The 16,171-nt window shown below is 62.9% G+C and carries 11 protein-coding genes and 2 tRNA genes; 6 read left to right on the plus strand and 7 right to left on the minus strand.

Translation table 11 applies throughout. The annotated features are described in order from the left end of the window. The first annotated feature begins 143 nt into the window (after positions 1-143). The 3 genes from AB5Y94_RS06440 (at position 144) to chrA (ending at position 3,110) form a co-directional block, all read left to right on the plus strand. Positions 144-1,148 (plus strand): NADP-dependent oxidoreductase, encoded by a 1,005-nt coding sequence (locus tag AB5Y94_RS06440; protein WP_368205213.1) that lies wholly within the window; start codon positions 144-146, stop codon positions 1,146-1,148. 129 nt (positions 1,149-1,277) lie between these two features. Then, positions 1,278-1,721 carry an NUDIX hydrolase gene (locus AB5Y94_RS06445; RefSeq protein WP_005304883.1) on the plus strand — a complete coding sequence of 148 codons (444 nt, stop codon included), beginning with the start codon at positions 1,278-1,280 and terminating at the stop codon, positions 1,719-1,721. A gap of 228 nt (positions 1,722-1,949) precedes the next feature. Next, positions 1,950-3,110: a chromate efflux transporter gene (gene chrA / locus AB5Y94_RS06450; protein ID WP_185450418.1), complete on the plus strand. Its 1,161-nt coding sequence runs from the start codon at positions 1,950-1,952 to the stop codon at positions 3,108-3,110. Between the two features lie 80 nt (positions 3,111-3,190). Here chrA and msrB read toward each other — a convergent pair whose 3' ends face one another. The 4 genes from msrB to malQ all read right to left on the minus strand — a co-directional run bounded on the left by msrB (position 3,191) and on the right by malQ (position 10,230). Beyond that, positions 3,191-3,583 carry a peptide-methionine (R)-S-oxide reductase MsrB gene (gene msrB, locus AB5Y94_RS06455; protein WP_368205214.1) on the minus strand — a complete coding sequence of 131 codons (393 nt, stop codon included), beginning with the start codon at positions 3,581-3,583 and terminating at the stop codon, positions 3,191-3,193. 56 nt (positions 3,584-3,639) lie between these two features. Further along, entirely contained in the window at positions 3,640-5,781 is a 2,142-nt protein-coding gene (gene glgX, locus AB5Y94_RS06460) for a glycogen debranching protein GlgX (protein ID WP_368205215.1), read from the minus strand. Next, complete coding sequence (gene glgB / locus AB5Y94_RS06465; RefSeq protein ID WP_368205216.1) at positions 5,781-7,958, minus strand: 1,4-alpha-glucan branching protein GlgB; 2,178 nt, start codon at positions 7,956-7,958, stop codon at positions 5,781-5,783. The genes glgX and glgB overlap by 1 nt, the downstream gene beginning before the upstream one ends. 82 nt (positions 7,959-8,040) lie before the next feature. After that, complete coding sequence (gene malQ / locus AB5Y94_RS06470) at positions 8,041-10,230, minus strand: 4-alpha-glucanotransferase (protein ID WP_368205217.1); 2,190 nt, start codon at positions 10,228-10,230, stop codon at positions 8,041-8,043. Between the two features lie 347 nt (positions 10,231-10,577). Here malQ and gap point away from each other — a divergent pair, with 347 nt between their 5' ends. Beyond that, a complete protein-coding gene (gap, locus tag AB5Y94_RS06475; RefSeq protein ID WP_005304894.1) occupies positions 10,578-11,573 on the plus strand; it encodes a type I glyceraldehyde-3-phosphate dehydrogenase in 996 nt (331 codons plus the stop codon). A gap of 115 nt (positions 11,574-11,688) precedes the next feature. Further along, on the plus strand, positions 11,689-12,555 hold the full coding sequence (locus AB5Y94_RS06480) for a D-hexose-6-phosphate mutarotase (RefSeq protein ID WP_362850548.1): 867 nt from the start codon (positions 11,689-11,691) through the stop codon (positions 12,553-12,555). Between the two features lie 70 nt (positions 12,556-12,625). Here the strand turns inward: AB5Y94_RS06480 and nadA are convergent, their stop codons facing one another. Beyond that, a complete protein-coding gene (gene nadA, locus AB5Y94_RS06485; RefSeq protein ID WP_017766251.1) occupies positions 12,626-13,699 on the minus strand; it encodes a quinolinate synthase NadA in 1,074 nt (357 codons plus the stop codon). Positions 13,700-13,839: 140 nt separating this feature from the next. On the opposite strand from nadA, the gene AB5Y94_RS06490 reads away from it, so the two are divergent. Continuing rightward, positions 13,840-15,945, plus strand: coding sequence for a methyl-accepting chemotaxis protein (locus AB5Y94_RS06490; protein ID WP_368205218.1), 2,106 nt, complete (start codon positions 13,840-13,842; stop codon positions 15,943-15,945). Positions 15,946-15,994: 49 nt separating this feature from the next. Here the strand turns inward: AB5Y94_RS06490 and AB5Y94_RS06495 are convergent. Further along, positions 15,995-16,070, minus strand: a tRNA-Val gene (locus tag AB5Y94_RS06495). Between the two features lie 16 nt (positions 16,071-16,086). After that, positions 16,087-16,162: transfer RNA gene (locus AB5Y94_RS06500), tRNA-Lys, on the minus strand. Between the last annotated feature and the right edge of the window lie 9 nt (positions 16,163-16,171).

Raw genomic sequence — 16,171 nt, forward strand, 5'->3', positions numbered from 1 at the left:
GCACACAAAACAGTTGTCAGCCCTCCGTTTCAGGATTAACCTGATTTTATTTTGCACGCAAACAAAATCATCCAGCGCCGCCGACACACAGAGCCCAGCCCGTCGCCGGCGAGGCTTGCACCAGATCCAACGGGAGAACCGCCATGAATACCACCAGCCATCAAATCCAACTGCTGCGCCGCCCGGTCGGCCTGCCCGCCGCCGCCGACTTCGCCCTGGTCGAGGTCCCGCTTCCCCCCTTGCAGGAGGGCGAGGTACAGGTCACCAACCAGTGGCTGTCGGTGGACCCCTACATGCGCGGTCGCATGAGCGAGGCCAAGAGCTATGTGCCCCCCTTCCCCCTCAACGGCCCCCTCGATGGCGGCGCCATCGGCGTGGTAGAAGCCTCCCGCCACCCGGACTTCGCGGTGGGCGACCGGGTGAGCAGCATGCTGGGCTGGCGCGATCGCTTCATCGCCAACGGCGCCCAGCTGACCAGACTGCCCGACACCCGCCTGCCGCCCCAGCGCTTTCTCGGCGCCCTCGGCATGCCGGGCATGACCGCCTGGACCGGGCTCAACCACATCGCCAAACTGCAGGCTGGGGAAACCGTGCTGGTGTCGGCCGCCTCCGGCGCCGTCGGCTCCATGGTGGTGCAGCTTGCCAAACGGACGGGGGCCCGCGTCATCGGCTCCACCGGATCGGCCGACAAGGTGGCCTACCTCAAGAGCCTGGGGGCCGACGAGGTGATCAACTACCGTGAGACCCCGGATCTCGATGACGAGCTGGGCCGGCTGGCGCCGGACGGGATCCACGTCTACTTCGAGAACGTGGGGGGCGCCATGCTGGACGCCGCCCTCAACCACATGGTGGTACACGGTCGCATCGTGATGTGCGGGCTCATCGAACAGTACAACGGCCAGAGCAAGACGAACGGCCCGCGCAACCTCTCCCAGGTGATCCGCAAGCGCCTCACCATGCAGGGGCTGATAGTGTTCGATCACTGGCAGCACTACGGCGAGTTTCTGGCCGAGGTGACCCCGGCCTTCGACGCCGGCACCCTGCAGGCCGAAGAGACCGTCTATCAGGGGCTCGCCAGCATGCCGCAGGCCTTCATCGGGCTGTTCGAGGGGCGCAACACCGGCAAGATGCTGGTCAAGCTGGCGTGATCCTCCGCACTGGCGCCTGACGCCGCAGACTGCTTGCATGACGGGCCCATCCGACCTAAGGTGGGCCCGTTTTTTATGGTGCAATTCGCCGTTTTAACGGCCAGCTCATCCCTGCAAGGAGCCCTTCTTATGTCTACCCCTTATCCCCGCGTCGGTGTCGGCGTGATCCTCACCAACCGCCAGGGCCAAGTGCTGCTTGGCAAGCGCAAGGGGAGCCACGCCCCCTACTGGTCCATCGCCGGCGGTCATCTGGAGCTGGGAGAGACGTTCGAATCGGCCGCGATCCGGGAAGTGGCCGAGGAGACGGGTTTTCGGATCAGCAACCCCAGCGTCATCGCCGTCACCAACAACCTGGAGACCTGGCGCGAGAGCGGTCTGCACTATGTCTCGGTCACCCTGCTGGCCGAGGTAGAGGGAGAACCCCAGCTGCTGGAGCCGGAGAAGTGCGAAGGCTGGGTCTGGTGCGACCCGCGCAATCTGCCAGAGCCCCACTTCGATGCCAGCCGCCAGTCCATCGCCTGCTGGCTTGCTGGCCGTTGCTACCTGCCGACCCCGAGCCAGCCGGCCCCATAAGCCATCGTCTGCTGGCTGGCGAATCGTTGCTACCTGCCGACCTCGAGCCAGCCGGCCCCATAAGCCATCGCCTGCTGGCTGGCGAATCGTTGCTACCTGCCAACCTCGAGCCAGCCGGTCCCATAAGCCATTGTCTGCGGCTGACAAGGCGCGGCTACCTGCCAGCAGCCCCCTGATTTGTCATAAAAAAGTCACCGCTTTGTCATATCATCTCCACCGTCTGATGGGATGTGCGAGGAGAGCGACGAGGTGGGACAGGTATTCATGCAATTTCTGTGGTTGGGCTGCATCAGTTTTGGCGGGCCGGCCGCCCATATCGGCTACTTCCAGCGCACCTTTGTCGAGCGGCGGGGCTGGCTGACCCAGGCCGAATTCGCCCAGTTGCTGGCCCTCTGCCAGCTGCTGCCGGGTCCCGCCTCCAGCCAGCTCGGCTTTGCCATCGGTCGCCAGCGGGCCGGGCTTGGCGGAGCGCTGGCTGCCTTCGCCGGCTTCACCCTCCCCTCCTTCCTGTTGTTGCTGGCCGCCGCCATCGGTCTGGGCCAGCTCGGCAACAACGTCTGGCTCGATGCCGCCCTGCACGGCCTCAAGCTGCTGGCGCTGGTGGTGGTGGCCGATGCGGTGCTCACCATGAGCCGCCAGTTCTGCAAGACAACGCGCAATCAGGGGATCATGGTCGCCACCGCGGCCGCCCTCTGGTGGCAACCCGGCCTGCTCACCCAGCTCGTCATGCTGGCGGGGACCGCCCTGCTCTGTGCCCGCCAGGCAGACCAAAGCGGCACTCCCTTGTCGTCTGCCGGCGCTGTGAGCCGACCCCACTGGCCCACCCTGCTGCTGTTCGCCCTGCTGTTTGTCGGCCTGCCGCTGCTGGGGGGCCCCGTCGGCCAGCTGGTCGCCGACTTCTACCGGGCCGGCAGCCTGGTGTTTGGCGGCGGCCACGTGGTGCTGCCCCTGCTGGCGGAGAGCGCGGGGCACAGCCTCAGCCAGCAGCAGCTCCTGACCGGCTACAGCCTGGCCCAGCTGGTGCCCGGTCCCATGTTCACCCTGGCGACCTATCTCGGCGCCCAGTTGCTGCCGGCCACCCCGTTGGGCGGCGCTCTGCTGGCGACCCTGGCGCTGTTTCTGCCCGGTTTTCTGCTGCTGTGGGCAATGGGCCCCTGCTGGCAGAGCTGGCTGGCACGCCCTCGACTCGCCGGCGCCGTGGCCGGCATCAACGCCGCCGTGGTGGGTCTGCTGCTGGCGGCACTTTATCAGCCAGTCTGGCAGAGCGCCGTACTGGCGCCCACCGATCTGGCGCTGGCCGCCGTCGGCTTCTACCTGCTGCGGGCACTCAGGCTGCCTATCCTGGCGCTGGCGACCCTGTTGATGGGAGCCACCCTGCTGCTGGTCTGAGCGACCCAGGCGGCGGCCACAAAGCAACGGCCCCCTGCCAAGGCAGGGGGCCGTTTTTGCATGCATGTCGCTCGCCAGGCTCAAGGCTCGGGATCGAAATCCAGGCTCAAGCTGTTGACGCAGTAGCGCTGGCCGGTCTCGGTCGGCCCGTCCGGGAAAACGTGACCGAGGTGGGAGCCGCACTTGCTGCAGGTGATCTCCACCCGCTTCATGCCGTGGCTGTTGTCCTCTGTGTAGGTCACGGTCCCGTCGATGGCCCGATCGAACGAGGGCCAGCCGCAGCCCGAATCAAACTTGGCATCCGAGTGGAACAGCACGCTCTTGCAGCAGACGCACAGGTAGTCGCCGCTCTTGCGGTTGTGGAGCAGGGCGCCGCTGTAGGGACGCTCCGTGCCCTTCTCCCAGCAGACGTGAAACTGCTCGGCGCTCAACTGCTGGCGCCACTGCTCGGGGTTGGGGGTGTTGCCGCTCATACTGACTCCTTGCCGTGAATAACGGTGCCCAGCATACCCAGTCAGGGCGCCGCACTCTACCCCGCCAGCGGGAACTGTGATCCCGTTGGCAACACGGCGGCAACATCCGCAGTGGCCAGCGCCTCTTCCTCCGCCAGCGCCACCGCACTCAGGGCTACCCGCTCCAGCAGCTTGAGGGAGTGGGCCCGGCCCACCGCCACCTGCCGCTTGATGTCGTCGGGCAGGAACGGCAAGCCGTCATTGGTGGCGGTGTCGATGGTCTGGATCCACTCCATGCCATCCCCCGGCGGCGGCAGGCGGAACTGGATGTCGTAGTCGCTGGCGTTGAACAGCACGAACCAGCGCTCCCCGCCGCAACCAATCATCCCTATATCCATGGCAAAAGCCTGCCCCATGGGGGCGTGCCAGTCCTGATCGGTGAGCTGATGGCCATCCGGGTGATACCAGTTGACCTGGTGGCAGCTGCTGGGGGCGCCATTCCAGCTGTCGTCGCTCAGCTGCAGGTTGGAGAAGACGGTGGACTCCGCCCGCAGCGCCATCATCTGCTGGGTGAAGGCGAGCAGCCGCTCGTCCTCCGGTCGCCACTGCCAGTTGACCCAGCTGATCTGGTTGTCCTGGCAGTAGGCGTTGTTGTTGCCTAGCTGGCTGCGGCCCATCTCGTCGCCGGCGAGGAAGTGCGGTGTCCCTTGTGACAGCAGCAGGGTGGCGATCAGGTTGCGCTTCTGCTGCTGGCGCAGGTTGTTCACCCTGGGGTCGAGCGTCGGCCCCTCGACGCCGTGGTTGCAGGAGAGGTTGTTGCCGTGGCCGTCCCGGTTGTCCTCGCCGTTGGCCTGGTTGTGGCGCTGGTTGTAAGAGACCAGATCCTCCAGGGTGAAGCCATCGTGATAGCAGAGGTAGTTGACGCTGGTATGGGGGGAACGCCAGTTCTTCGGGAACAGATCCCGTGAGCCCACCAGCCGGGTGGCAAAGTCCCCCATCTTGCCCGCATCGCCGCGCCAGAAGGCGCGCACCGTGTCGCGGTAGCGGTCGTTGATTTCCAGCCACTGGCTCGGGAACTGGCCGAGCCGATAGCCGAAGGGGCCGATATCCCAGGGTTCGGCGATGAGCTTGACCCGCGCCAGCACGGGATCCGCCATCATGGCCTTGAAGAAGGCCCCCATGGGGTCGAACTCCCCCGCCTCGCGCGCCAGGGTGACCGCCAGATCGAAGCGAAAGCCGTCCACCTGCATCTCGGTGACCCAGTAGCGCAGGGCGTCGAGCACCAGCCGCAGGCTGTTGGGGTGATCCAGATTGACGCTGTTGCCGCAACCGGTGACGTTGGCGTGGCGAGTGTAATCGGGGCCGTGGGCCCCCGCCTCGAAGGCGTAGTAACCAGCGTTGTCAAAACCCTTGAAGGAGAGCACTGGGCCGTCGAAGCCCGCCTCTGCGGTGTGGTTGTAGACCACGTCCAGGATCACCTCGAGCCCGGCCCTGTGCAGCTCGCGCACCATGGTCTTGAACTCGGTCACCGCCTCCTGCGCCGCATAGCGCGGCTCGGGGGCGAAGAAGGCGATGGGGTTGTAACCCCAGTAGTTGGTGAGCCCCAGCTGCTCGAGCCTGGGCTCAGACATGAAGGCCGCCACCGGCATCAGCTGCACCGCGCTAACGCCGAGGGACTTGAGATGTTCGATGATGAGCGGGTGGCAGATCCCCAGATAGGTGCCGCGCAGCTCGCTCGGCACCCCCTGATGCTGGCGGGTGAGGCCCTTGACGTGGGCCTCGTAGATGACGGTGCGGGCAGGCTCGATGGCAGGCTTGCCCACCCCCTGCCAATCGAATGCATCATCCACCACCACGGATTTGGCCACCATGGCCGCGCTGTCCCCCTGATAGAGGGCATCGTCCCAATAGGTGGGGCGGCTGAGTGCCTTGGCATAGGGGTCGATCAGCAGCTTGTCCGGGTCGAACAGCATCCCCTCCTGGGAGATGCCGTACACCCGGTAGCCGTAACGCTGGCCGGCCCGAACCCCGCGCACATAGCCAAAGCGGTACTGGCCGCGCCGGCCGGGTAGCTCGAGGCGGGCCAGCTCCCGTTCCTGCTCATCGAACAGGCAGAGCTCCACCTTGTCCGATTGCGGCGCCCAGACGCAGAAGTGACAACCCGTCTTGTCGAGCAGCACTCCCAGCGGGTAGTCCTGCCCCTTTTCCATTGCAAACATCAAGGCTCCTGTTTGATGAACAAGGTCGCGAGCGGCGGCAAGTCCAGCACTATGCTGTGCGCCATCCCCTGCCAGGGGGTCGGCTCGGCGACGAACACCAGACCCACATCATAGTTGCTGCCCCAGTAATGCTCGCTGTCGGTATTGAGCACCACCCGGTAGTGACCGGCCGCAGGCACCCCGAGGCGATAACCGATACGCGGCACCGGGGTGAAGTTACAGGCCACTACCAGCGGGTTGGCTCCCTGCTTGTCGGCCCGCAGCCAGGCGAAGATGCTGTTGTCGGCGTCGTTGTGATCCAGCCAGCGGAAGCCGTTCTGCTCATAGTCCGCCTGATACAAGGCAGCTTCATGACGGTAGAGGTGGTTGAGGTCATGGATCAGTCGCTGCTGGCCGCCATGCTTGGGATACTGCAGCAGGTGCCAGGGCAGCTGTGCATCGTGATTCCACTCGTTGCTCTGGGCGATCTCGGTGCCCATGAAGTTGAGCTTCTTGCCGGGATGAGCATACATGAAGCCCATGTAGGCGCGCAGGTTGGCCGCCTGCTGCCACTCGTCCCCCGGCATCTTGTAGAGCATGGAGTGCTTGCCGTGCACCACCTCATCGTGGGAGAGCGACAGAATGAAGTTCTCGTCATAGTGGTACACCATGGAGAAGGTCATGTCGTTGTGGTGGTAACGGCGGTGAATGGGCTCCTTCTGCATGTAGGTGAGGGTGTCGTGCATCCAGCCCATATTCCACTTGAAGCCAAAACCCAGACCGCCCAGGAAGGTGGGACGGGAGACCCCGGCAAAGGCGGTGGACTCCTCGGCGATGGTCATGGCGTGGGGGTACTTGCCGTACACCTCCTCGTTGGTCCACTTGAGCAGGCTGATCGCCTCGTAGTTGTGGTTGCCGCCATCGACGTTGGGCACCCACTCCCCCTCGTTGCGCGAATAGTCCAGATAGAGCATGGAGGCGACCGCATCCACCCGCAGGCCATCGACGTGGAACTTGTCGAGCCAGAACAGGGCGCTGGCCACCAGGAACTGGCGCACCGTGTTGCGACCGAAGTCATAGATGTAGGAGTTCCAGTCCGGGTGCCAGCCACGGCGCGGATCCTCATACTCGTAGAGCGGAGTGCCGTCGAAGCGAGCCAGCCCGTGGGCATCGGACGGGAAGTGGGCGGGCACCCAATCCAGAATCACGCCGATCCCGGCCTGGTGGCACTGGTCCACGAAGTACTTGAAGTCGTCGGCACTGCCGTAGCGACTGGTGGGGGAGAACATGCCCACCGGCTGGTAGCCCCAGGAGCCGCTGAACGGGTGCTCGGAGACCGGCAGCAGCTCGATGTGGGTGTATTCCATCTCTTTGACGTAATCGACCAGCTCCACCGCCAGCTCGCGCCAGCTCAGGCTGTCACCGTTGGGGTGGCGCTTCCAGGAGCCGACGTGCAGCTCGTAGATGGAGAGCGGCTGCTCCCGCTTGTCGTTGAGCTGGCTCTCGCGCCAGGCGGCATCCTGCCACTGGTACTGGTCGTGGTCATAGACCACGGAGGCGAACGAGGGGTACTGCTCGCAGTAGAAACCCACCGGGTCGCTCTTGTGCGGCAGCCGGTTGCCCATGGGGTCTTTCAGTTCGAACTTGTAGCGATCCCCAGCCTTGAGGCCCGGCACGAACAGCACCCAGTGACCGCACTGGCTGCGCTGCATCGGGTGGCGGCGGCCATCCCAGAAGTTGAAATCGCCTATGAGGCTCACCGCGGTGGCGCTCGGCGCATAGACCGCAAAGCGCACCCCCTCCACTCGCTGGTCCAGATGCTCCACGGTGCGCAGCTGGGCACCGAGCGTGTGGTAGAGGTTTTCCGGCTGGTAGGTGAGCTCCGCCAACCCGGCCCAGCCCGCATCCTGGAACTGATAAGGATCGATGACCTCGACGGTGGTATCTGGGTAGTCGGCAAGCAACTGGTAGGGGAAGGGATTTTTACGGCGGGTGAAAACAGTTTCAAAGAGGCCCAAATCATCGGTGGGCGCCAGGGTGGCAACAATCTTGCCCGACTTGAGATCCCTGACCCTTACGGCCTGGGCATCGGGTAACCAGACGGTCAGCTTGAGGCCGGGCCCATCCGGATTGGCCTGCAGGCCTAAGTGGGAGAAGGGATCGGAACAGCGGGCTGCAACCAAACGTTCAACGAGCATCGAGATTTCCTTTCATAGCTGAGCATCCGCTCCGGCCTGGGCCGAAGCGGATTTAAGTGAGTCACGTTTTGTCGGCAGTGGCTCAACGACTGGCCTCGTCACGGGCCTGGCTCATCTTGCCTGCCAGCGCCTTGAGCGCCTCATTGGCAAAAATATCCTCCAGATCGGTGGAGAGCTTGCGGCGCCAGTTCGGGTACTCGTAACTGGTGCCAGGCACGTTGACCGGCTTGTCCATCTCCAGCCAATCCTCCAGCTGGGTGCTGAACAGGGCGCAGCTGCCGCGAGACATGTGCAGTTGCAGACCGTGGTTGAGCTCGGTGTTCATGCCAACCCAGTTCACGTCGTGGCTGATGTTGCCGGAGATCACCCCGTGGCCGTGCAGGCTGTCGAGAATGCGCTGCTTGGCCTGGTGGCGATCAGCATACAGGGTCTTGAGTACGTCTTCATCTGGATACAAGCCCAGCTCGCGCCCCAGCGCCAGATCGTCACAATGCCAGAAGCCCTTGAGGGTCGGCATGTCGTGGGTGGTCAGCGCCGACATCGCCTGCTCGGCATAGTGCGCCGGGGAGATGAAGCCACCATCGTCCTTGGAGCGCTCAAAGAAGAACACCTTGTAGGAGTGGACGCCGTTCTCCTTCAGGGTCACGTCGATCCCCTCCGGCACGGTACCGAGATCCTCGCCGATCAGCAGACACTGATTGCGGTGGGACTCGAGGGCCAGGATGCCGAGCAGGTCGTTGACCGGGTAATAGATGTAGGCGCCTTTGGCGGCGGACTCTCCGGGCGGCACCCACCACAGGCGCAGCAAGGCCATCACGTGGTCGATGCGCAGCGCGCCGCAGGAGCGCATGTTGGCGCGGAACAGATCCACCATGGGCTGGTAAGCCGCTTCGAACAGCTGGTTCGGGTTCATGGGGGGCAGGCCCCAGTTCTGGCCGAGCGGGCCCAGAATATCGGGCGGCGCACCGACCGAGGCTTTCGGGCAGTAGAGATCCCGGTTGGCCCAGATCTCGGTGGAACCTTCGGAGACGCCCACCGCCAGATCGCGGTAGATCCCCATCACCATGCCCGCCGCCTTGGCACGGGCGTCGGCCCGGGCCAGCTGCTCGTCGGCCAGGAATTGCAGATAGAGGTAGAAATTCACATCCTGACTGTGCTCGGCCATCCAGGCCGCCACTTCAGGATTGTGGTAGTCGCGGAACGGCTCCGGCCACACCGGCCAGCCCCAGGCATTCTCGCCCTTGGCATAGAAGTGGGCTTGCAGGGCATCGAAGGCGGCCTGTTGTTGCAAGCTGTCGCCGCCGGCGGCGACGAATGCATCGAAAGCGGCCTGACGCTCGGCGCCGAGGCTCGCCTGATCGAACACCTGGCGCAGCATGCCGAGCTTGGTCTCGATGACGCCGGTGTAATCCACGTTGCCCTTGGCACGCAGCTCGCTCAGATGCTGCTGGAAAGCGGGGTTTGCCACTTCCGCCTTGAGGCCAGCGTTTCCTTGGAATTCGGGCACCGCTTCCACATCGATGTAGGCCACGTTGAGCCAGCGCCGGGACGAGGGGCTGTAAGGGCTGGCGCTCTCCGGGTTGGCCGGATAGAGGGCATGGATCGGGTTGAGGCCGACGAAGTGGGCGCCCCAGGCGGCCATCTTCTCGACCAGCTGACCCAGATCGCTGAAATCGCCGATGCCCCAGTTGTGGCGGCTGCGCAGGCAGTAGAGCTGTACGCTCGGGCCCCACACCTTGCGGCCATTGGCGATGGGAGGCTGCTTGTAGCACGCCTTGGGCGCGACGATGAGGCGCATGCTGGCGAGCGGCTCGTCGTTGCCCTCCTCCAGCAGGATCAGATCGTGATAACCCAGCTCGGGCTGCACATCCAGGGCCACGCGATAGGCCTGGCACTCCATCTCTTCGAATTCGGCCACGCCGACCAGCTCACCGTCGATGGGGGTGAACTGACCGGACAACAGGCCGCCCTGCTCCAGCTTGAGCTGCCAGGTGAGGGCGTCGTTGACGAATTCGATGGGCAGACGGACTTCGAGGGTGATGGGCTCGCCGCTGCGGACCACCATCACGGGATCCAGCGCACGCAGCCAGTGCTGGCGGTGCTCCTGCTCAAGCTGCTCGGTCAGGGCGGCCTCGTCGTCGACGCGGTAACCCATGGCGCCCAGCATGGCGGCCTTGCTCTCTTCGGATACCTGAGCCGGGTGGCCCCAGGCATCAACATACTCGCTGGCGATACCTTTAGCGGCAGCCAGCTGTTCAATCAGGGTGGTCATAGTTTGAGAATTCCCGCTGTGGATTCTATCTATACTATTTTGATTAATTTTTATGGGTGGTACTTGAACAGTGGCTCTATGGGCCATGCTAAACCGCGCACATTTTTACACATCTGTCTGGCTGGTTGTGTGACCGAGTAGGCACTATTGTTGATAACTGCCACGCCGGTCCCATCGATAGTTATTTCGCCAAAAGCTGGTAGTCAGTTACATAAACAGAAAATAAATTTCACAGTTTTTCATGATATAGCGCAATTTCAGACAGATTGTTGGTTGACTCGCGGGGGAGTTCTAGTAAATTTACAAGCGGAATTTTCTTTGACTACTGAACAGTTAGGTAACCAATTATGACTATCAAAGTAGGTATTAACGGTTTTGGCCGCATCGGTCGCTTCGTCTTCCGTCTGGCTTGCGAGCGCAACGACATCGAAGTTGTTGGTATCAACGATCTGATCGACGTTGACTACATGGCTTACATGCTGAAGTACGACTCAACTCACGGCCGCTTCAAGGGCACCGTTGAAGTCAAAGACGGCAACCTGGTTGTCAACGGCAAAACCGTACGTGTTACCGCTGAACGTGACCCGGCCAACCTGAAATGGGATGCCATCGGTGTTGACGTTGTTGCCGAAGCTACCGGTCTGTTCCTGACCGACGAGACCGCTCGCAAGCACATCGCTGCCGGCGCCAAGAAAGTTGTACTGACCGGTCCGTCCAAAGACGCTACCCCGATGTTCGTCATGGGCGTTAACCACGCTACCTACGCTGGCCAGGACATCGTTTCCAACGCTTCCTGCACCACCAACTGCCTGGCTCCGATCGCCAAAGTACTGAACGACACCTTCGGTATCGAATCCGGTCTGATGACCACCGTTCACGCTACCACTGCTACCCAGAAGACCGTTGATGGTCCGTCTGCCAAAGACTGGCGCGGTGGCCGCGGCGCGGCTCAGAACATCATCCCGTCCTCTACCGGTGCTGCCAAGGCTGTTGGCGTGGTTATCCCGGAACTGAAAGGCCTGCTGACCGGTATGGCTTTCCGTGTTCCGACTCCGGACGTATCCGTAGTTGACCTGACCGTCAACCTGAAGAAAGCTGCCACCTACGCAGAAATCTGCGAAGCGATGAAAGCTGCTTCCGAAGGCGCCATGAAGGGCGTGCTGGGCTACACCGAAGACGAAGTGGTTTCCACCGACTTCCTGGGCGAGCGTCAGACCTCCGTGTTCGACGCCAAGGCTGGTATCCAGCTGACCGACAAGTTCGTTAAAGTTGTATCCTGGTACGACAACGAAATGGGCTACTCCAGCAAGGTTCTGGACCTGATCGCTCACATCTCCAAGTAATTTGGGATAAGCAATCAAGTAGCTTGAAAAAGGCGGCCATGGGCCGCCTTTTTGTATTCTGGACCGGGATTATTCCACCCTTCTCTTCTGAATGTGCGCGAGCACAGGAGTCCTCATGCAACCGACACGCACTCTGACTGCCCACTGTACCCTCAGCCACCATCCGGCAGGCCAGCCGCTGCTGACCATCGACAACGGCTACGCCAGGGCAGAAATCAGCCTGTTTGGCGCCCACGTATTGAGCTATCAGCGCCATGATGAACCCGCCTCCATCTGGCTCAGCGACAAGGCTGTGCTGGATGGCAGCAAGCCCATTCGCGGCGGCATTCCTCTCTGCTGGCCCTGGTTTGGCCCGGCGCCGGCCCGCGTCGGCAGCGGCAAGCCCTCCCACGGCTTTGCCCGCACCAGCCTGTGGACGCTGGACGGCGTCTCCGATCACGGCGACGGTACGCTCGTCCATCTGTCTTTGCGTGACAACGAGACCACTCGTCAGCTCTGGCCTCATGCCTTCGAGCTGGAGCTGGACGTACTGGTGGGCAAGGAGCTGGCCCTGGTACTGACTACCCGCAACACAGGTAAAGAGCCCCTCGTCTACAGCGGTGCCCTGCACACCTACCTGCAGATAAGCTCACCGGAGGCAGTGAGCGTCAGCGGCCTTGGCGAGCCTTATGCCGACAAGCTGACCGGCCAGAATGGCCAGCAGCAGGGCGCCCTGACCCTGAACGGGCCGCTGGATCGGGTCTACTGGCAGCCAGACGCCCAGGTCAGCATCCAGGATGGCGAACGTCAGACCCGAGTGGTCAGCGGCAACCACGACAGCGTGGTAGTCTGGACTCCCTGGCTGGAAGGCGCCCGCGCCATGGCCGACATGAGCGATGACGGCTATCGCACCATGCTCTGCGTCGAAGCAGCCATCGCCAGCGAGACAGGCGTGACCGTTGCACCGGATGAAGAGCACAGCTTCTCCACCGTGATCATCTGAGCCGAATGAGGTTCAGATAAATAAGGAGGGCTCCCGCGGGAGCCCTCTTTGCATCTGTTTGTCTTGGTGATCAGGCATTGCCCTGGGTCTTGAGCTTGAGCTCGGCGGCGAAGTTGAGCATGCGGTCGAGCGGGATCAAGGCCTTCACCCGCAGATCCTCGTCCACATGGATCTCGTGACGCTCGGCGCCATCGGTCAGGGCCGACTTGATGGCCACCAGGCCGTTCATCGCCATCCAGGGACAGTGGGCACAGCTGCGGCAGGTCGCACCATCGCCACCGGTCGGCGCTTCCACCATCTCCTTCTCCGGGCAGGCCTGCTGCATCTTGTAGAAGATGCCGCGATCGGTCGCCACGATGAGCTTCTGCTGGGGCAGCTCCCTGGCCGCCTTGATCAGCTGGCTGGTGGATCCCACCGCATCGGCCAGTTCGATCACCGAGGCAGGTGACTCCGGGTGCACCAGCACGGCGGCATCCGGATTCTGCTCCTTCAACTCGCGCAGGGCGCGGGCCTTGAACTCGTCGTGGACGATGCAGTGGCCCTGCCAGCGCAGCATCTCGGCGCCCGTCTTCTTCTCGATATAGGCCCCCAGGTGACGGTCCGGGCCCCAGATGATCTTGTGACCCTGGCTGTCCAGGTGCTCGACGATCTCCAGCGCGATGCTGGAAGTGACCACCCAGTCCGCCCGCGCCTTGACCGCCGCGGAGGTGTTGGCATAGACCACCACGATGTGATCGGGATGGGCGTCACAGAAGGCGGAGAACTGCTCGATGGGGCAGCCCAGATCGAGGGAACACTCGGCCTCCAGGGTCGGCATCAGCACCCGCTTGTGTGGGCTCAGAATCTTGGAGGTCTCCCCCATGAAGCGCACGCCGGCGACGATCAGGGTCTGCGCCTCATGATCGCGACCAAAACGGGCCATCTCGAGGGAGTCACCGACGAAACCGCCGGTCTCCTCCGCCAACGCCTGGATCTCGGGATCCGTGTAGTAGTGGGCGACCAGCACCGCCTTGCGCTCCTTGAGCAGTGCCTTGATGTCTGCGATCAGGGTCGTCTTCTGCTCGGCGCTCAGGGGAAGGGGCTTGGCCGGAAACGGATAGTCCATCTCGACTACCGGCGGGACATTGTTCAGTGCATTGCTCATTGCGACTGTTCCATCAACGCTTGGAAAGGCAAAAATTATAACCAGAAGCCGTGCACAAACCCATCAACAAATCGGGTGCCGTGCAAGCGTCCGAATATACTCATCTCATTCGTTGTCATTCTTGCCAAAGGAGTAGTCGGATGAAACAACGTTCACTCAAGACCAAGCTGCTGCTGCTCACCATGGGTCTGTTTATCGCCAGCGGCCTCGCCATGACCCTGATGCAATCCTCCTCGCTGAACTCCCTGCGCAACGACATAGTGAGCCAGACCCGCCAGGCACTGGAGCAGGAGGTATCCCGAACCCTGCAGTTCCAGGCCGAACGCTATGCGGTGCAGATAGCCGCCCTGCTGCAACAGTCCTATCAGGTGCCGCTGGGCATGGCAGCCCAGCTGGAGGGCAGCATGACGCAGCCTGACGGGCTGCTGAGCCGCCCCCAGGTCGAGATGCTGCTTCGCAGCCGCTTGCTGCAAGCTGGTGGCATCAGCTCCATCTACGCCCAGTTTGAGCCCGACGGCTATGACGGTCAGGATGCCAGCTGGCTGGCTGGCGCCTCCCACTCCGTCGCCAGCAAGGGCAGCCTGGAGATTTACTTTACCCGGGATCAGGGGGGCCAGATCAGCCAGCAGCCGGTGGATGCCACCAGCAGTGCCGCCAAATACGACACCTCGGTCAACGAGTTCGGCATTCGCAACAGCGAGTGGTACCTGTGCGGCCGCGATACCCTGCGCCCCTGCCTGATGGAGCCCTATCTCTATGAAATCAGCCCGGGCAACCAGATGCTGATGACCAGCCTGACGGTGCCCATCCTGAAGGCAGGCAAATTTGTCGGCATCACCGGCGTCGACATGAACCTCCCCATCTTCCAGCAACTGGCCGAGAGCCTCGGCAAGAGCCTTTACGACAACCAGGCCGAGGTCACCCTGGTCAGCAAGATGGGGCTCATCGTCGGCAGCAACCGCCACGCCGACAAGCTGGGACGGCCGTTGACGGAAGCCGGCCTCACGGCCCCTACCGGCCAGGCACAGAGCACGGAGAGCGACTTCATCCTGCAGCAACCGGTCAGGATCGATGCCGCCGACAGCCAGTGGTGGCTGATGATCAAGGTGCCCAAGGCGCAGGCCCTCAGCCAGGCCAACACCATCAGCAACCAGCTGGGCGACCTGCTGCAGGCCACCCAGCAGCAGCAGTTGATCGCCATCGTCGTCGTCACCCTGCTGGCGCTGGCGTTGCTCATCTGGTTCATCCAGAGCATCACGGCCCCCCTCTCCCTCATCAGCCGCCATGTGTCTCACCTCGCCAGTCACGAGGGAGACCTGACCCAGCAGATGAAGATAGACACCCACCAGGAGCTGATCGAACTGGGCGGCCACCTCAACGCCTTCCTCGGCAAGCTGCGCGGCATGGTGCAGGGCAGCAAGCAGATCGGCCAGCAGGTGCACCAGCAGGCCAGCGGCATGAAGCAGACGGCCGACACCATGCGCAGCAGCCTGGATGAGCAGAGCCTGGAGCTGGAGAGCGTGGTCAGCGCCATGCATCAGATGAGCACCACGGCGGTCAGCGTGGCGGGTTATGCGGAACAGGCGGCTCAGGAGTCTGAGACGGCGACCCACCACATAAGCACGGCCCAGCAGACCCTGAGCCGGGCTCGCAACGAGATCCACACTCTGGTCGAGGACATGCATCAGGCCGACAAGGCGGTCGCTCAGGTCGCCCAGCGCAGCACCAATATCAGCCGCATTCTCGACGTGATCAGGGCCATCGCCGAGCAGACCAACCTGCTGGCGCTCAATGCGGCCATCGAGGCGGCGCGGGCCGGCGACATGGGGCGCGGTTTTGCCGTGGTGGCAGATGAAGTACGGGCCCTGGCCAACAAGACCCGGGAGTCCACCGACGAGATAGGTCAGCTCATCGGCAGCCTGCAGACCGAAGTCAGCAGCAGCCAGCAGTTGATGAGTACCGGCATCGCCCGTTCGGCCAGCACGGTAGAAGGGACGGAGCAGGCGTTTGAAGCCCTCAACCAGGTGGTCACCCAAATCCAGCAGATCCACGACCACATCAGCCAGGTGGCCACGGCGGCCGAACAGCAGAGCGCCGTCAGCGACACCATCAACCAGAACCTGATGCGGATCGGCGATGCCGCCACCACCCTGGGGCAGGAGGCCAATGCCAGCCACCGCCTGAGTGAGCAGTTGGAACAGGCCGCGACGGCGCTGGCCAACCAGCTCGAGCGGCTGAGAACCTGATGCCTAACAGCCATAAAAAAAGCCCGCATTGCTGCGGGCTTTTTCAATCTGGTGGTCGTTACTGGGATCGAACCAGTGACCCCCTCCTTGTAAGGGAGGTGCTCTCCCAGCTGAGCTAAACGACCTGGGATTCTGAAATGATGGTGGGTCGTGCTGGATTCGAACCAGCGACCAATTGATTAAAAGTCAACTGCTCTACCGACTGAGCTAACGACCCATCTAAATC

This window comes from Aeromonas sp. s5 (genome assembly GCF_040907865.1).
GTDB lineage: Bacteria > Pseudomonadota > Gammaproteobacteria > Enterobacterales > Aeromonadaceae > Aeromonas > Aeromonas dhakensis.